The organism is Pseudomonas sp. FeS53a (assembly GCF_000931385.1).
GTDB lineage: Bacteria > Pseudomonadota > Gammaproteobacteria > Pseudomonadales > Pseudomonadaceae > Metapseudomonas > Metapseudomonas otitidis.
Map to the genome: position 1 here is coordinate 56580 of NZ_JYFT01000038.1, position 15902 is coordinate 72481.

At 62.7% G+C, this 15902-nt stretch carries 17 protein-coding genes and 1 pseudogene; 7 read left to right on the forward strand and 11 right to left on the reverse strand.

Features of this window, described 5'->3' with window-relative positions:
* Positions 1-14: 14 nt before the first annotated feature.
* Entirely contained in the window at positions 15-659 is a 645-nt protein-coding gene (gene crp, locus SZ55_RS11465) for a cAMP-activated global transcriptional regulator CRP (protein WP_044405715.1), read from the reverse strand.
* Positions 660-901: 242 nt separating this feature from the next.
* Between crp and SZ55_RS11470 the strand changes: the two genes are divergently transcribed.
* Positions 902-1324 carry an OsmC family protein gene (locus tag SZ55_RS11470; RefSeq protein ID WP_044405717.1) on the forward strand — a complete coding sequence of 141 codons (423 nt, stop codon included), beginning with the start codon at positions 902-904 and terminating at the stop codon, positions 1322-1324.
* A gap of 225 nt (positions 1325-1549) precedes the next feature.
* Positions 1550-2344, forward strand: coding sequence for an adenosylmethionine decarboxylase (gene speD / locus SZ55_RS11475; protein ID WP_044405718.1), 795 nt, complete (start codon positions 1550-1552; stop codon positions 2342-2344).
* Between the two features lie 67 nt (positions 2345-2411).
* Here speD and coq7 read toward each other — a convergent pair whose 3' ends face one another.
* Together coq7 and SZ55_RS11485 are read right to left on the reverse strand one after the other, a co-directional pair.
* On the reverse strand, positions 2412-3059 hold the full coding sequence (coq7, locus tag SZ55_RS11480; protein WP_044405720.1) for a 2-polyprenyl-3-methyl-6-methoxy-1,4-benzoquinone monooxygenase: 648 nt from the start codon (positions 3057-3059) through the stop codon (positions 2412-2414).
* A 104-nt stretch (positions 3060-3163) separates the two neighbouring features.
* On the reverse strand, positions 3164-3502 hold the full coding sequence (locus tag SZ55_RS11485) for a histidine triad nucleotide-binding protein (protein ID WP_044405722.1): 339 nt from the start codon (positions 3500-3502) through the stop codon (positions 3164-3166).
* Positions 3503-3591: 89 nt separating this feature from the next.
* On the opposite strand from SZ55_RS11485, the gene SZ55_RS11490 reads away from it, so the two are divergent.
* Positions 3592-5073 carry an AAA family ATPase gene (locus SZ55_RS11490; RefSeq protein WP_044405724.1) on the forward strand — a complete coding sequence of 494 codons (1482 nt, stop codon included), beginning with the start codon at positions 3592-3594 and terminating at the stop codon, positions 5071-5073.
* Between the two features lie 10 nt (positions 5074-5083).
* On the opposite strand, the gene SZ55_RS11495 is transcribed toward SZ55_RS11490, so the two are convergent.
* The 5 genes from SZ55_RS11495 to hemJ all read right to left on the reverse strand — a co-directional run bounded on the left by SZ55_RS11495 (position 5084) and on the right by hemJ (position 9804).
* Positions 5084-5872 (reverse strand): SDR family NAD(P)-dependent oxidoreductase, encoded by a 789-nt coding sequence (locus SZ55_RS11495; RefSeq protein ID WP_044405725.1) that lies wholly within the window; start codon positions 5870-5872, stop codon positions 5084-5086.
* 52 nt (positions 5873-5924) lie between these two features.
* Positions 5925-7040 (reverse strand): DUF805 domain-containing protein, encoded by a 1116-nt coding sequence (locus SZ55_RS11500; RefSeq protein ID WP_044405727.1) that lies wholly within the window; start codon positions 7038-7040, stop codon positions 5925-5927.
* 97 nt (positions 7041-7137) lie between these two features.
* Positions 7138-8397: an alanine racemase gene (locus SZ55_RS11505; protein WP_044405728.1), complete on the reverse strand. Its 1260-nt coding sequence runs from the start codon at positions 8395-8397 to the stop codon at positions 7138-7140.
* Positions 8394-9356 carry an NAD(P)H-dependent flavin oxidoreductase gene (locus tag SZ55_RS11510; protein ID WP_044405729.1) on the reverse strand — a complete coding sequence of 321 codons (963 nt, stop codon included), beginning with the start codon at positions 9354-9356 and terminating at the stop codon, positions 8394-8396. Before SZ55_RS11510 ends, SZ55_RS11505 begins: the two co-directional genes overlap by 4 nt.
* A 22-nt stretch (positions 9357-9378) precedes the next feature.
* Positions 9379-9804, reverse strand: coding sequence for a protoporphyrinogen oxidase HemJ (gene hemJ, locus SZ55_RS11515; protein WP_044405731.1), 426 nt, complete (start codon positions 9802-9804; stop codon positions 9379-9381).
* A 188-nt stretch (positions 9805-9992) separates the two neighbouring features.
* Here hemJ and SZ55_RS11520 point away from each other — a divergent pair, with 188 nt between their 5' ends.
* The 3 genes from SZ55_RS11520 to erpA all read left to right on the forward strand — a co-directional run bounded on the left by SZ55_RS11520 (position 9993) and on the right by erpA (position 11568).
* A complete protein-coding gene (locus tag SZ55_RS11520) occupies positions 9993-10718 on the forward strand; it encodes a DUF6776 family protein (RefSeq protein ID WP_044405733.1) in 726 nt (241 codons plus the stop codon).
* Between the two features lie 4 nt (positions 10719-10722).
* Positions 10723-11136, forward strand: coding sequence for a bactofilin family protein (locus tag SZ55_RS11525; RefSeq protein WP_044405734.1), 414 nt, complete (start codon positions 10723-10725; stop codon positions 11134-11136).
* 81 nt (positions 11137-11217) lie between these two features.
* On the forward strand, positions 11218-11568 hold the full coding sequence (gene erpA, locus SZ55_RS11530) for an iron-sulfur cluster insertion protein ErpA (protein WP_044405735.1): 351 nt from the start codon (positions 11218-11220) through the stop codon (positions 11566-11568).
* A gap of 46 nt (positions 11569-11614) precedes the next feature.
* Here the strand turns inward: erpA and SZ55_RS11535 are convergent, their stop codons facing one another.
* Together SZ55_RS11535 and SZ55_RS11540 are read right to left on the reverse strand one after the other, a co-directional pair.
* A complete protein-coding gene (locus tag SZ55_RS11535) occupies positions 11615-12706 on the reverse strand; it encodes an anhydro-N-acetylmuramic acid kinase (RefSeq protein WP_044405736.1) in 1092 nt (363 codons plus the stop codon).
* Between the two features lie 4 nt (positions 12707-12710).
* Positions 12711-14156, reverse strand: coding sequence for a peptidoglycan DD-metalloendopeptidase family protein (locus SZ55_RS11540; RefSeq protein WP_044405738.1), 1446 nt, complete (start codon positions 14154-14156; stop codon positions 12711-12713).
* 179 nt (positions 14157-14335) lie between these two features.
* On the opposite strand from SZ55_RS11540, the gene tyrS reads away from it, so the two are divergent.
* The gene (gene tyrS, locus SZ55_RS11545) at positions 14336-15535 is read left to right on the forward strand and encodes a tyrosine--tRNA ligase (RefSeq protein WP_044405742.1); all 1200 of its coding nucleotides are present in this window, start codon (positions 14336-14338) and stop codon (positions 15533-15535) included.
* A gap of 86 nt (positions 15536-15621) precedes the next feature.
* On the opposite strand, the pseudogene SZ55_RS28665 reads toward tyrS, so the two are convergent.
* Positions 15622-15902: pseudogene (locus SZ55_RS28665) on the reverse strand (hypothetical protein); the annotation flags it as partial.

Here is a 15902-nt window from a genome sequence, read left to right on the forward strand (position 1 = left end):
TTCATATGCGCGTCTCAGCGGGTCCCGAAGACCACCATGGTCTTGCCCTTGACGTGCACCAGGCCCTGTTCCTCCAGGCTCTTGAGCACGCGGCCGACCATCTCGCGGGAGCAGCCGACGATGCGGCCGATTTCCTGACGGGTGATCTTGATCTGCATGCCGTCCGGGTGGGTCATGGCATCGGGCTGCTTGCACAGGTCCAGCAGGGTGCGAGCGACACGGCCGGTCACGTCGAGGAAGGCCAGGTCACCCACCTTGCGGGTGGTGTTGCGCAGGCGGTCGGCCATCTGGCTGCCCAGGGCGTAGAGGATTTCCGGGTCCTGTTGCGTCAGTTCGCGGAACTTGGCGTAGCTGAGCTCGGCCACTTCGCACTCGGTCTTGGCGCGGACCCAGGCGCTGCGCTCTTTCTCGGCGCCTTCCTTTTCGAACAGGCCCATCTCGCCGAAGAAGTCCCCGGCATTGAGGTAGGCGATGATCATTTCACGGCCGTCGTCGTCCTCGATGAGAATGGTGACGGAGCCCTTGATGATGAAGAAGAGCGTTTCACAGCGGTCGCCCGCATAGATGATGGTGCTCTTGGCGGTGTAACGGCGGCGGTGACAATGCGCGAGAAGCTTGTCGAGGTTCTTGATCTTTGGAGTGAGGGTAATAGCTACCATGCCCGAGTCCCGAAATATAAATAGATAAGCCCTTGTCCAACAGGCACTTTCTTATTAGTTATCTGGCTAAGTGTGCCAGTTATCCGACGTCAGCTTAACAGACGCACCGTGACCGGTGAGCCGATTTTGAGACGCAGATAACAACTGCCGGGGAACTATTCGACCAGCGTATGTGACGCCGGGGTGCCGCCAGGCGCTGTGATAAGCTGGCGCCCCTTTTTCTCAGAGCCTGGAGTCTGGTGATGAAAGCGCGTATCCAGTGGGCGGGCGAGGCCCTGTTCCTCGGCGAGTCCGGCAGCGGCCATGCGGTGGTGATGGATGGTCCGCCGGAAAGCGGTGGCCGCAACCTCGGCGTGCGGCCGATGGAGATGCTCCTGCTGGGGCTGGGCGGCTGCACCAACTTCGACGTGGTGAGCATCCTCAAGAAGTCGCGCCAGCCGGTGGAAAGTTGCGAGGCGTTCCTCGAAGCCGAGCGTGCCGGCGAGGACCCGAAGGTGTTCACCAAGATCCACGTGCATTTCGTGGTGAAAGGGCGCGGCCTCAAGGAAGCCCAGGTCAAGCGGGCCGTCGAACTGTCCGCCGAGAAGTACTGCTCCGCCTCCATCATGCTGGGGCGGGCGGGCGTCGAGATCACCCACGACTACGAGATCGTCGAACTCGGCTGAGCCATCGACATCCGATCATCATATTGGGGGCGCAAACTCTGGTAGATGGCTTTCGTCATCTGCATAATGCGCCCCCTCGAATTCCAGGGGCCTTCTGCCCCAGAACCGATAACCACAATCGCCATCGCGAAGAGGTGTAAACCGTCCTACGCAGAAGTGTCGTGCGCTTCTGACGGGCATGCTCAACCACGCGGCAGAGCCGCACACGACGAGAGTTCACAAACGGTGAAAAGCAAACTCAAGCTCCACGGGTTCAACAACCTGACGAAGACCTTGAGCTTCAACATCTATGACATCTGCTACGCGGAAACCCCCGAGGACCAGCAGGCCTACGTCCAGTACATCGACGAAGAGTACGACGCCGAGCGCCTGACCCAGATCCTCACCGACGTGGTCGACATCATCGGTGCCAACATCCTCAACATCGCCCGGCAGGATTACGATCCCCAGGGTGCGAGCGTCACCATCCTCATTTCCGAGCAGCCGGTGACGCCCACCGACAGCCAGATCGAGGAATCCCCCGGCCCGTTGCCCGAGACGATCCTGGCCCACCTGGACAAGAGCCACATCACCGTTCACACCTACCCGGAGATCCATCCGGTGGAAGGCATCGCGACCTTCCGCGTGGACATCGACGTGTCCACCTGCGGCGTGATTTCGCCGCTCAAGGCCCTGAACTACCTCATTCACCAGTTCGACTCCGACATCGTCACCGTCGACTATCGCGTGCGCGGCTTCACCCGTGACGTCGAAGGGCGCAAGCACTTCATCGACCACGAGATCAACTCGATCCAGAACTACCTGTCCGACGACACCCGCGACGCGTACCAGATGACCGACGTGAATGTGTACCAGGAGAACCTGTTCCACACGAAGATGCTGCTCAAGGACTTCGAACTGGATAACTATCTGTTCGGCGATGCCACCTCCAACCTGACCGCTGAACAGCGCCAGCAGGTGGAAGAGCGCGTGCGCCACGAGATGCTGGAAATCTTCTATGCCCGCAATATGCCCCGTTGAGGGCAGCGAGCTGGAATGACAAAGGGCGCCGAATGGCGCCCTTTTGTTTTCACGTGCTGTGCCCGGATCAGATCCGGTAAGTGCTCTTGGTCATCACCTTGGACAGCAGCGTCATGCCGAACTTCACCGGGGCGGGGAAGCGCAGGCCGCCGGCTTCCAGGGCGGTGGTGGAGTGGTGTTCCTCGTCGACCCGCATCTGTTCGAGGATGGCGCGGCTCTTGGCGTCCTGCGGCGGGATCTGGTGCAGGTGCTCGTCCAGGTGCTTGCAGACCTGGTCCTCGGTGGCCGCGACGAAGCCCAGGCTCACGCGGTCGCTGATCAGGCCGGCCATGGCACCCACGCCGAACGACAAGCCATAGAACAGCGGGTTGAGCACGCTGGGGCGGCTGCCCAGTTCACGGATGCGCTGCTCGCACCAGACCAGGTGGTCGATCTCTTCCTCGGCGGCGTGCTCCATTGCCTGACGCACTTCTGGCAGCTTGGCGGTCAGCGCCTGGCCCTGGTACAGCGCCTGGGCACAGACCTCGCCGGTGTGGTTGATGCGCATCAGGCCGGCTACGTGGCGCGTATCGTCCTCGTTCATCGGCGCATCGTCCTGCAGGTTGGCGGGGGACGGGCGGTAAGGCTGGCCCTTGAACGGCAGGAGGGTCTTGAGGGCGGCATCGGCCTGCAGCAGCAGGCGGTCGGCGGGAGAGTAGTGACGTTCGGTAGCCATGGGGCACCTCGACAGGCGAAAACTGGCGGAGAGTTTACTCCATTGCTCCCCGCCGGGCTTGATCGGGATCAGTCGCATTCCGGCGCTGCCCGCTGACTCGAGGCTCAGCCCGGGGGCCAGTCCAGCTGGCGTTGCCCGAGCACGTGCATATGGATGTGATAGACCGTCTGCCCGCCCAGTTCGTTGCAGTTCATCACCACGCGGAAGCCTTCTTCGCATCCCTGCTCCCGGGCCAGGCGCTGTGCCGTGAACAGGATGTGGCCGGCCAGCTCACGGTCGTCCTCGGTGAGGTGGTTGAGGGTTTCGATGTGTCGCTTGGGGATGACCAGGAAGTGCACCGGCGCCTGTGGGCCGATGTCATGGAACGCGACAACGTGATCGTCTTCGTACAACGTGCGCGCCGGGATCTGCCCAGCGACGATTTTGCAGAACAGACAGTCCACCTGGATTCTCCGGGCTGATATAAGAATCGCCCGAGTCTAGCGGCGGACCATCGACTCCGGCCAGCAGCGGAACCCCACAAGGAGCCTGTGTGAAGAACGACATCCACGACCTGGGCCTGGTGCTCGATTCCAAGGTCAAGCTCATCGTCATCGAGTCCTGGGATGAGCAGCGCGTGCTGGAGACTCTCACCACCCTCGCGGTCAAGCGGGGCATGAGCCTGTTCACCTGGTCGGTGACCGAGGGCCTGCAGCGTCTCGGCTTCGGCGGCGAGCCCCTGGGGGGCGAGGAGACGGTCGACCCCGAGAAGGCCCTGCGCCTGATCAAGGGTGACCTTCAGTCCAGCCTGTACGTGATGTGTGACTTGCACCCGTTCCTGGAGGACAACCCCCGGCTGGTACGCCTGCTGAAAGAAGTGGCCATGGCCGACTCGCCCCAGCGCCCGACCCTGGTGTTGGTGTCCCACGCCTTGCGCCTGCCGCCGGAGGTGCAACGCTACAGCGCCCGTTTCACCCTGGCGTTGCCCAGTGAGGATGAGTTGCTGGCCATCGTCCGGGAGGAGGCGACCCGCTGGAGCGAGCGCAACCGTGGCGCCCGGGTGCGCACCGACAACCGCACCCTCCAGCAGGTGGTGAAGAACCTGCGGGGGCTCAGCCATGGTGAGGCGCGCTCCTTGGCCCGCAATGTGATCTGCGATGACGGCGCCATCACCCAGGAAGACCTGCCGGAACTGAACAAGACCAAGTTCCAGCTGCTGGATCTGGAAGGCGTGCTCAGTTTCGAATACGACACGGCGCGCTTTGCCGAGGTGGGCGGCCTGGTCAACCTCAAGCGCTGGCTCGGTGAGCGCCAGGGGGCTTTCATCGACGGCAAGGCCGAGGACCGGCCCAAGGGCATGCTGCTGGTGGGGGTACAGGGTGGCGGCAAGAGCCTGGCCGCCAAAGCGGTCGCCGGCCTTTGGGGGCTGCCCCTGCTGCGCCTGGACTTCGCCTGCCTGTACAACAAGTTCTTCGGCGAGACCGAGCGCAACCTGCGGGAGGCGCTGCGCCTCGCCGAGCAGATGGCGCCATGCGTACTGTGGATGGACGAGATCGAGAAGGGCCTGGCCAGCGGTGACCATGACGGGGGCGTGAGCCAGCGAGTGCTCGGGACGCTGCTGACCTGGATGTCCGAGCGCAAGGCGCCGGTCTTCATGATCGCTACCGCCAACGCCATCCATCGCCTGCCGCCGGAGCTGGTGCGCAAGGGTCGCTTCGACGAGCTGTTCTTCGTCGACCTGCCGGACCCGGCGACCCGTGCGGAGATCTTCCGCATCCACCTGTCCCGCCGGGGCATGGACCTTGCCCTGTTCGACCTGTCGGCGCTGGCGTCGGCGTCCGATGGGTTTTCCGGTGCCGAGATCGAGCAGGCCGTTGTGGGCATGTACTACGCCGCCCAGGCAGCGCAGAGTGATGTCAGCCATGCGCTGCTCCTGCAGCAATTGCAGGGGACGGCGCCGCTGTCGGTGATCATGTCGGAAGAGTTGGCGGCCCTGCGAAGCTGGGCGGCCAGTCGCTGCGTGCGCGCGGACTGAGCGGGCGCGTTCAGCCGGCCACGAAGCGGCGATTGATGCGGGCAGTGAGGCGACGTGTCAGCCAGCGCGGCATGAAGCGTGCTGCCTTTGCCGCCAGGCGGTTGCGCCAGCCCGGGATGATGATGGCGCGGTTCTTTTCCAGGGCGCGTACGGTGTACAACGCCACCTCTTCCGCACTCATCAGCAGGGGCGAGCCCTCCAGCTTTTCCCCGGCCATGCGGGCATGGCGGAAGAAGGCGGTGCGCACGGGCCCGGGGCAGAGGACGGAAACCTTCACACCATGGCGCTTCAGCTCCTCGCGCAAGCCTTCGGAGAAGTGCAGCACGTAGGCCTTGCTGGCGTAGTAGTTGCTCATCCAGCCGCCGGGCTGGAACCCGGCAACGGAGGCGACGTTGAGGATCTGCCCTTCGCCCCGCCCGGCCATGGCGCCACCGATCTCATGGCAGAGCCGTGCCAGGGCGAGGATGTTCAACTCGATCAGCTCCTGCTCATGGCCCCACGGTTGCTGGACATAGAGGCCGGCACTGCCGATGCCGGCGTTGTTGACCAGCAGGTCGATCTGGCGACCGCCCTGGTTGAGTTCATGCAGCAGGCCGGATAGCTGGAGAGGTTCGGCGAGGTCACAGGTGCGGTAGAGGACCTCGACGCCAAAGCGTTGGGTCAGCTCATAGGCGATGCTCTCGAGCGCATCACGCTGGCGAGCCACCAGGATCAGGTGGCGACCCCGGCGAGCCAGGGCCTCTGCGAGGGCCAGTCCCAGGCCGCTGGAAGCGCCGGTGATGAGGGCATAGCGGGGCATCGTGAATCTCCTGGTGGGGCCGGGTTGGACAGCGCCGGCCCCGGGAGGTTGCTCAGTTCGACTCGTAGTCGTCCTGTTCAGCCGGTGCTTCGGCTTCCTCGGTCTGGTCGTCCGAGTACTCCGCCTCGTCGGCGGGTGCGGCGGCATAGTCGCTGCCGTCCACGTCGGCCGGCATCTCGTAGCTGCTGTCGGAGAACCTGGAGTCGAGGTCGCTTAGTCCCCCTACACCTATGAACATCAGGAGTACGATGATCAAAAGCGTTCCGAGAACTGCGGAGATAATGGACATCCAGGCCAATATCAGAACTGCGACGCTGTTCGGCGGCTGTATTTGGCCATATCGGTTAGGGCCCTGTGTGCCTGGAACTACCATCATCAGCAATGGGAAGAACGACCCCAGGACTGGCACGAAGTTGAGCAGGTACATCCAACCTGACCAGTCGATGTCGTGTAGGCGCTGGACGCTTATCTGAACGCTAACGACTATCAATGCTATGAATTCCGCCGCAATAAGTATCCCGCCGACCAGCGGAGAGTACTCAAACACGAGACTGCTTAAAAACATAACAGGCATCGCCACTAAGACGAGAACCATTGTCCAGGCGATATAGCGCATCCGGCCGATGCGACCGGTCACTCCAAAGGGACGTAAGTCGCCGAATTCCGGCAGGGGGTCGCCGACCTGGGCCTGGGGGGCAGCATAGGGCGTTGCAGCAGGGGTTACCGGCGCTGCCACGGCCGGCGTGCTCTCGGCGAGCTGGGCCTGACGGGCCAGGAATTTCTCGATGACGATGCCGCAGGCCTGGCACTCGATGGCCTTGGGCTGCGTATGGCCGCACTTGGGGCATGTCATATCGGGTTGGTCTTCCGCTGCCTGGGGCGCGGCGTCCGGGTTGGGGTGATCCTCGGTCTCCACCAGACTCAGCCCGGCGGCGATGTCCGGTTCCTTGCGGACGTTGGCACCGGCACGTTGCAGGGCGGCCAGGTACTTGTCCGCTTCGCCGTCTTCGAGGTCGCGCTTCAGGGCGACGGGGCGACCATTGAACAGGGCGTCGATCTTGTCCGCGTCGCTCTTGAACAGGCGGGCGAGGTTCTCCTTGACCGAGTCCAGTGCCGCACCGGGCATCAGTTCACCTTCGAATACGATCTTGTAGCGAGCGTCGGACATGCGGGCATCCTTGTCGGCTGTAGGGTTGAGGATGGCAAAGCGTACTGGTGGGGGCGCCCAGGTTACAAGCCGGGGAGGCTAGAAAAAGCGGGGGGCTTCACGCTGTGGGCAAGGGTTTCCAGCGTCCGACGAGACGACCGCGTCGCAACAGGCTCATGGAGCCGAACCGGGCCAGCAGGCCCTCGGATACCTGCGGACGGAGAAACACCCAGTCATCGGGCTGCAGGCCATTCGCCGCCGAGCCGATCAGCCGCTCCTGGTTGGCACTGCGGCCATAGAGCGGGTCGTAGGCGAGCCCTGCCGGCGAGGCCGGGATGGCTTGCCAGTCACCGCCATATAGATAGAAGGCCTGTTCGCGATTCGGGTTCCATGCGCTCACAAGGCTCTGGGCGTCCTCGAGGTAGGGCAGGGCGCCGCTCCCTGCCTTGAGCACGGGGGCGGCAATCCAGCAGGCGGCCTGGTAGGCGTCGAGGCTCTCGGCATCGAAGTCCGAGGGCTTGAGCAGCACCGAACCTACGGCGATCTCATTCAGTGGGCTGGGGCCTGTCAGATGGCGTATGCAGGTGAGGCTACCGGCACCATTCAATAACGGTGCTTCTGGCCAGGCCTTCCTGGCGTGCGTGGCCTGTTCCAGGAAGTCACGGTAGCGGGCATTGGCCTGGTCGAAGGCGTCTCCGACCCAGAAGGGGGCGTGGGCCACATGGCCGTCGTAGCCCATCAGCCCACGCAGATCGAGCACTTCGGGGGAGTGCTCGACGAGCGCGAGGCTGGTGGCGAGGCGCTCGGGCGAGCTGTGCCCGCCGCGCCGCAAGCCGATGTCGATCTCCAGGGCGATGGACAGTGGGCGCTGCAGGGCGATTGCCATATCACGGTACTGCACCAGGCGCTCCGGGCTGTCCACCAGCCAGGTGACCTGCCGATCCGGATCGAATGGCGCATTGGCGGCGAGCTGCTGGTAGAAGGCCAGGGCGGCTGCGACCGGCAGTGGCTTGCCGAGCAGCAGGTCGCTGTCGGGGAATGCCTCGGCCAACTGGTTGGCCTGGGGCTGGTGGAAGACCATGAAGCGCCGGGTGCCGAGGCGCTTCGAGAGATAGTCGAGCAAGCCTGTGGAGGCGAGCGACTTGCTCACCAGGCGCAGCTTCATGCCGCCGAGGCGGCTGCTCAGCAAGTCTGCGTTGGCGTCGAGCCGGTCGAGGTCGATGACCAGTTGAGGCACACCGCCGCCCTGTTGGCGCAGCAGCCCCTGCAGCTGTGCGAAGTAGGGGGCATGAGGCGCGCCTTGGTCGGCAGGGCGCGCTGCCCAGAGCCCCAGTGCGCCCAGCGCGCCGAGGCCTGCGAGCAGTTGACGGCGCTTCATCCCAGGTAGGGCTGGGCCAGGCGTGCGCTGTGCTGGAGGGCAGCGCGGTATTCGCGGTCGAGGCGCTCCACCAGCTCGGCGACGGTGGGGAGGTCGTGGATGTCTCCGACGCCCTGGCCCGCCGACCAGACGGTCTTCCAGGCCTTGGCTTCATCGCTCACGGGCTTGAGCTTCTCGCCGTAGTTGACGTCCGCCTTGTCGTTCAGTCGGGCGAGGTCGTATCCGGCGGCCTCCAGGCTCTGGCGCATGAAGCTGGCCGGGACGCCCGAAACGGCCGGGGTGTGGATGATGTCGGCCGCCCGTGCGTCCAGCAGCATTTGCTTGTAGGCGGCGCTGGCCTGGCTTTCCTGGGTGGCGATGAAGCGGGTACCCAGGTAGGCGAGGTCCGCTCCCAGGAGCTGGGCTGCGAGGATCTCGTGGCCGTGGTTGAGGCAGCCTGCCAGGAGCAGGGTCTTGTCGAAGAACTGGCGGATCTCGGCGACCAGTGCGAAGGGGCTCCAGGTTCCGGCGTGACCACCGGCGCCGGCTGCGACGGCGATCAGCCCGTCTACACCGGCTTCTGCAGCCTTTTCGGCATGGCGGCGGGTGGTGACGTCATGGAACACCAGGCCGCCGTAGCTGTGCACGGCGTCCACCACTTCCTTCACGGCGCCCAGACTGGTGATGACGATGGGCACCTTCTTTTCCACGCAGATGGCCAGGTCGGCCTGCAGGCGAGGGTTGCTGCCGTGGACGATCAGGTTGACGGCGTAGGGGGCCGCATCGGCTGTCAGGCCAGCGGCGATTTCATCAAGCCAGGCGGCGAATCCGGCGCTCTCGCGCTGGTTCAGGGCGGGGAAGCTGCCGACGACACCGGCGTTGCAACTGGCCAGGACCATGGACGGTGCCGAGACCAGGAACATCGGAGCGGTGACGAGGGGCAGACGCAGGCGATTCTCGAGCAGGGCGGGCAGTGACATCCGACAGTCCTCTTGGATGGGATCAGAAGGGCTTGACCACGACCAGAATGACGATGGCCAGCAGGAAGAGCACAGGGACTTCGTTGAACCAGCGGTAGAAGACATGGCTGCGGGCGTTCTCGCCACGGGCGAAGCGCTTGAGCATCGCGCCGCAGGCGTGGTGGTAACCGATCAGCAGCACCACGAGGGTGAGTTTGGCGTGCAGCCAGCCTTGGCTGAACCAGCCAGGGTTGAGGTACAGCATCGCGCCGCCCAGCAGGAGGGTGGCAATCATCGAGGGGCCCATGATGCCGCGGTAGAGCTTGCGCTCCATGATGCAGAAGCGCTCTCGGCTGGGTTGGTCCTCCGCTGCGGCGTGATAGACGAACAGGCGCGGCAGGTAGAAGAGGCCGGCGAACCAGCAGACGACGGCGATGATGTGGAAGGCCTTCAGCCAGAGGTAGGGCATGGAAAATGTCCGTTGTGTGAGATCGGTCCGATAGTAGAGGCTCAGGCGGCAGCGCGTCACCCCGGCGGTTGGCCCATGGCGGATCGGGCTTTATCATCGGCGCCTTTGCAATGGGCCGCTCTGGCCAGGTGATTTCGCATGGCTCTTGCCTTCTCTGTCCTGTTCCGATCCCCGGACTGCGCCCGCTGATGGCCAGTTGGGAAGTCCGTGTCAGTGATCCACGTCGTGAACGTCTGCTGAGACTGGTGCTGTGTGTGCTGGTGCTGTCGTTGCCGGCTTCCTTCTTCGCCGGTGGTTGGCAGCAGGCGAAGCGTGCCCGCGAGGCGGTCGAGCAGCGGGACCAGTTGCTGCAGCAGAACCAGGAGCAGGCCAGCGAACTGGAGCAGCTGCGTCAGCGCCAGGCGGTGCTGGAGAGTGGCGAGCGCCTGGGCTTGCAGGCTAATGAACAGAGCCGGCAGGCCATCAAGATGATGGAGGAGCAGGTTTTTGCCCTGCAGCAGGAGCTGGCGGTCTACAAGGGTGTGCTGGCTCCCGAGCGTCAGGCGGATGGGTTGCGTATTCGCGCGCTGGAGGTGCACGGCACGGACACGCCGTCCCGCTACCGCATGCGGCTGATGCTGAGCCGGGTGGGCAAGGACGAGCGTGCGCTCGCCGGGGCTTTATCGATTCGCATCCTGGGTCGCCAGGGGAACAAGGAGACGGCCTTGCTCCTGGCTGATCTGGCGAAGGACCTGCCGAAGGGCGGTGTGCGTTTTTCATTCAAGTATTTCCAGGCCATTCCCGATGCCGGGCGCTTCATCGAACTGGAGTTGCCGGAAGGCTTCGTTCCACGTCGCATCGAGGTGAGCGCGCGGGTGGAGGGGCAGCGTGAGCCGCTGACGCGCACGTTCGACTGGACCGACGAGGAGTCATGAACCTATGTGGAACAAGCAGAAACCCAAGGCAGACCTGCAGCGCTATAGCGGCAAGACCAGCATCATCGCGACAGGGGCCGAGCTGGTGGGCGATCTGCGCTTCCAGGGCGCGGTGCAGGTGGATGGGCGCCTGACGGGCAATTTGTCTGCCGTGGAAGGCATGGTGCGCATCAGCGTGGACGGGTTGGTCCAGGGTGAGATCCGTGCCCCCCACGTCATCATCGATGGTGAGGTGCAGGGTGATGTGTACGCCAGCGAGCACTTGGAACTGGGCGCACGGGCGCGGGTGAAGGGTACGGTGTTGTATGGACTGATGGAGATGGCCATGGGCGCGCAGATCGACGGGCGCCTGGGCCAGATCAAGGAGTCCGCCAAGCCGCTCGAGCTGCCATCGCGGGTCGATGAGGCCGATGCTTAATAGTTGACCAGTTTTCTAGGGTAAGCGGATAATGCGGCGCCATAGCGCAGTATGGCGGCGTCAAGCCGGGAGAGTTGCATCATGAGTGTCGAATCCTTCACCCCTACCGCCCTGATGTTCACCCAGGGAGCCGCAAGCAAGGTGAAGAACCTGATCGATGAAGAAGGCAATCCGCGCCTGAAGCTCCGCGTCTTCGTCACCGGTGGCGGTTGTTCCGGTTTCCAGTACGGTTTCACTTTCGATGAAGACGTGGCGGACGATGACACCATCGTCGAGCGTGACGGTGTGAGCCTGGTAGTCGACCCCATGAGCTTCCAGTACCTAGCAGGCGCCGAAGTGGATTACCAGGAAGGTCTGGAAGGCTCGCGCTTCGTGATCAAGAACCCCAATGCGGCCACTACCTGCGGTTGTGGGCAGTCCTTCTCGATCTGATCGGACTTTGGCTACGAACGCCGTGCTCATGCACGGCGTTTTCGTTTCAGGCGGGGTAGATCGCGCCGAGGATGCGGGGGCCCTGGGCGCCAGTCACGCTTGGGCGATTGGCGGGTATGCCTTCCAGGCAGCAGTGGGCGAGCCAGCCAAAGGCCATGGCTTCCATCCAGTCCGCAGATACGCCGGCTTCATCGGTGCTGCAAACCCGGGTAGAGGGGAGCAAGTCGGCCAATCGCTTCATCAGGGCGCGATTTCGCGCGCCACCGCCGCACACCAGCAGCTCATCAGTGCGCGGCTGAGCCGCCTGCAGGGCGTCGATGACCGTGCGTGCGGTGAACTCCAGCAGGGTGGCCTGGACGTTCGCGGCAGAAGGCGGCGTGTCCATTCGTGCCAGCTTGTCGTCCAGCCAGGGCAGGTTGAAGTGCTCTCTTCCCGTACTTTTGGGGCCTTGAGCGAGGAAGAATTCGTCTGCCATCAGTGCCTGGAGCAGGGCTGTGTCGATGTTGCCGCTGGCGGCCCATTCGCCATCCGCGTCGTAGGGCTTGCCCTGATGGCGGGCTATCCAGGCATCCAGCAGGACATTGCCGGGGCCACAATCGAAGCCGAAGACCGGGCGCTCTGGCTGCAGAAGCGAAAGATTGCTGAAGCCTCCAACGTTCAGAACGGCGCGATGACAGTCGTTGCCGAAAAGGGCTTCATGGAAGGCAGGGACCAATGGGGCGCCTTGCCCGCCTGCGGCCATGTCCCGGCGACGAAAGTCACCGACAACGGTAATGCCGGTCAGCTCCGCCAAGAGCGCACAGTTGCCGATCTGGATCGTGAATCCCCGGCCAGGCTCGTGGCGTACCGTCTGGCCGTGACTGCCTATTGCCCGAATGGCATCGGGGCCGAGCCCTGCTTGCTGGAGGAGTTGCTGGATACCCTGTGCCGCGAGTCGTACCCAGCGTTGTTCCGCCAGGGCTGCACGGGCGAGTTCGTCCTCGCCGGGGGCGCACAGTGCAAGAAGGGCGTCCTTCAGGTCGCCAGGCATGGGGATGTAATGGGAGGCGAGAAGCCGTGGGCGGTTATCTTGCGCAATCAGGGCGATGTCCAGTCCGTCCAGGCTGGTACCGGACATGACCCCGATGTAGTACGGCATGCGTTTACTGCTGCTTGTTCTGGGCAAGCATGGTGGCCTTTTCCTGGTCCATGCGTGCCATAAGCGGTTTGCTCAGTTGCAGGAAGCGCTTCTTCTCGCTGGCGATGAGCGGATCGGCCATGGGGAGCTTCACGCTGAGCGGGTCGACGTGCTCGCCGTTGACCTGGAACTCGTAGTGAAGATGCGGGCCGGTCGAGAGGCCGGTGGTGCCGATGTAGCCGATGATCTGGCCCTGCTTGACGCTCACGCCGGTCTTGATGCCTTTGGCGAAGCCCTGCATGTGCCCATAGAGGGTGCGGTACTTGCCGCTGTGCTGGATGATCACGGCATTGCCGTAGCCACCACGGCGCCCAGCGAGCATGACCTTGCCATCACCCGTTGCCTTGATCGGTGTTCCGCGTGGAGCGGCGTAGTCGACGCCCTTGTGCGCGCGGATCTTGTTCAGGATGGGGTGCTTGCGGCCCAGCGAGAAGCGGGAGCTGATCCGAGCGAAGTCTACAGGGGTACGGATGAAGGCCTTGCGCATCGCGGTGCCATCGTCACGGAAATAGCTGGCGATACCTTGGGCATTGGCAAAACGGACAGCGGTGTAGGTCTTGCCGCGGTTTGTGAACCGCGCTGCGAGGATGGCACCCGAGCCTACTTCCTTGCCATTGACGGTCTTCTTCTCATAGATGACCTCGAACTCGTCGCCTTCTCGAATATCGAGTGCGAAGTCGATGTCGTAGTCGAAGATGTTGGCCAGGTCCATGGTCAGGTTGTGGGAGAGGCCGGCACGTTTGGCGGAAAGAAACAGCGAGCTGTCAATCACACCGTGCGCGTAAGCCGAATGAATATCAGGCTTGGCAATATCGCGCTTGAAGTCGTAACCCTTCTCGGTCTTGGTGAGCGTGATGGCTTCCAGGTCACTCAGCTGGGAATGGAGGCTCTGAAACTCGCCTTCCGGGGTCAGCCGGAATTCGAAGGGCTGACCGACCTTGAGGCGGGTGAGCGACTTGGCATCCTTGCTGCTGTCGAGAATCTCGTGAAGCACGCTCGCCGAGAGACCGACCTTGGCAAACAGCGTGGACAGGGTATCGCCGCTATCGACCTTGACGGTCTTCAGGCCAGGATCGGCAGGTGTGCTCTGGGAGGAGGCTGATGTGGAAGCATCCTGCTCATCCATGCTGGAATCGCTAGCTGCGCTGTCCTTGGCATCCGCGGACGGTTCGATGGTGGCAAAGGGAATGCTTGACTCGCCTTCGCTGGATAGGCCCTGTCGGAGATCGTCCCTCTCCTGAATCAGCGCTTCGGCGCTGTTGTCCATGTCCAGATTGATGTAGGTCTTCTTCGCCTCGACTTCCCGAGACGGGAACACCAGCAAGGCCAGGCTCAGAAGCGCAGCTACACCGCTTGCGGCCAGCAGATGGCTCTTCGGATAGCGCGGCGCTTTGGGAACGTTATGCGTCATGGCGTGTGGTGTTATTAAGAAAGTGATCTAACTGCCTAAAATATAATCAAATAAGCCCTCAGGCAACCTCGGGAACCGACCTTTCGGCGGTCGGTCTGGCTGCGGGCGCAGAACTTGTAATTAGTCAGCGATCTTGTATGTTTGGTTCCCTTTTGTTTTTACGTGGCACGGGGCCTTACATGAAGTCGGTTGAGGAGCAGCTTGCGCTTATCAAGCGCGGTGCGGAAGAAGTACTGGTCGAGGCGGAGCTGATCGAGAAGCTCAAGACGGGGCGTCCGCTGCGCATCAAAGCCGGCTTCGATCCGACGGCACCTGATCTGCACCTGGGGCACACCGTCCTTATTAATAAGCTGCGTCAGTTTCAGGAGCTGGGGCATCAGGTGGTTTTCCTGATCGGGGACTTCACCGGGATGATCGGTGATCCCAGCGGCAAGAGTGCCACTCGCCCTCCGTTGACTCGAGAGCAGGTGCTGGAGAATGCGGAGACCTACAAGGCGCAGGTTTTCAAGATCCTGGATCCCGAACGGACCGAGGTGGCGTTTAACTCCACCTGGATGAATCAGCTGTCGCCGGCTGACTTCATTCGCCTGTCTTCCCAGTACACAGTGGCGCGGATGCTGGAGCGGGATGACTTCAGCAAGCGCTACGCCACCAACCAACCGATTGCGATCCATGAGTTCCTCTACCCGTTGGTGCAGGGCTATGACTCTGTTGCGCTTCGCGCCGATGTCGAGTTGGGCGGTACCGACCAGAAGTTCAACCTGTTGATGGGGCGCGAATTGCAGCGTGCCTATGGGCAGGCGTCCCAGTGCATCGTGACCATGCCGTTGCTCGAAGGGCTCGATGGGGTCAAGAAGATGTCCAAGTCCTTGGGGAACTATGTGGGCATCCAGGAAGCGCCGGGCGTCATGTACAACAAGCTCGTGTCGATGCCAGACAGTTTGATGTGGCGTTACTTCGAGTTGCTCAGTTTCCGCTCCATGGATGAAATTCAGCAGTTCAAGCGTGATGTTGAGGCGGGGGCCAATCCTCGTGACATCAAGATCAAACTGGCTGAGGAGATCGTGGCTCGCTTCCATGGTGAAGAGGCGGCGGCCAGCGCTCATCGCTCGGCCGGCAATCGCATGAAGGATGGTGAGCTTCCGGACGACCTGCCTGAGGTGGAGTTGCTCGCATCCGAGGGTATGCCGGTGTCGTCTGTCCTTAATAAGGCAGGGTTGGTGAAGAACGCTGCTGCGGCGCGTGATCTCTTGGCGGCAGGCAGTGTGCGCGTCGATGGGCAGGTGGTTGATCGCTCGTTCGTGTTCGAGCTGGGCAAAAGTCATGTATGTCAGGCGGGTAAGAAGGCGTTCGCGCGCATCTCGCTGAAGGCGGAGTGATTTTTCGAAAATAGGTGTTGACGCCGTGGCTGAGGTCTCTATAATGCGCACCACTCCCACGGCGGACAACGAAAACTCCTTGAAAATCAATGAGTTAGGTGTTTGAGGTGGGGTGCGGTCCGGAGTGGTTGCGGATTCGCGGTGATTGATCTGCCAGCCAGGTTGATTGCTGAAGAGGGGTGTTGACAGCGAGCTTGAATGCTGTATGATTCGCCTCCCGCTGATGTTGAAGAGTGTTTCGACGGATGCGCAAGTTGTTGAGTAGAAAGAAAAAATTCTTCGAAAAACAGCTTGACAGAAAGAAAGGCTGCTGTAGAATGCGCGGCCTCGGTTGAGGCGAAAGACTTGATCGAAACGCTCTTTAAAA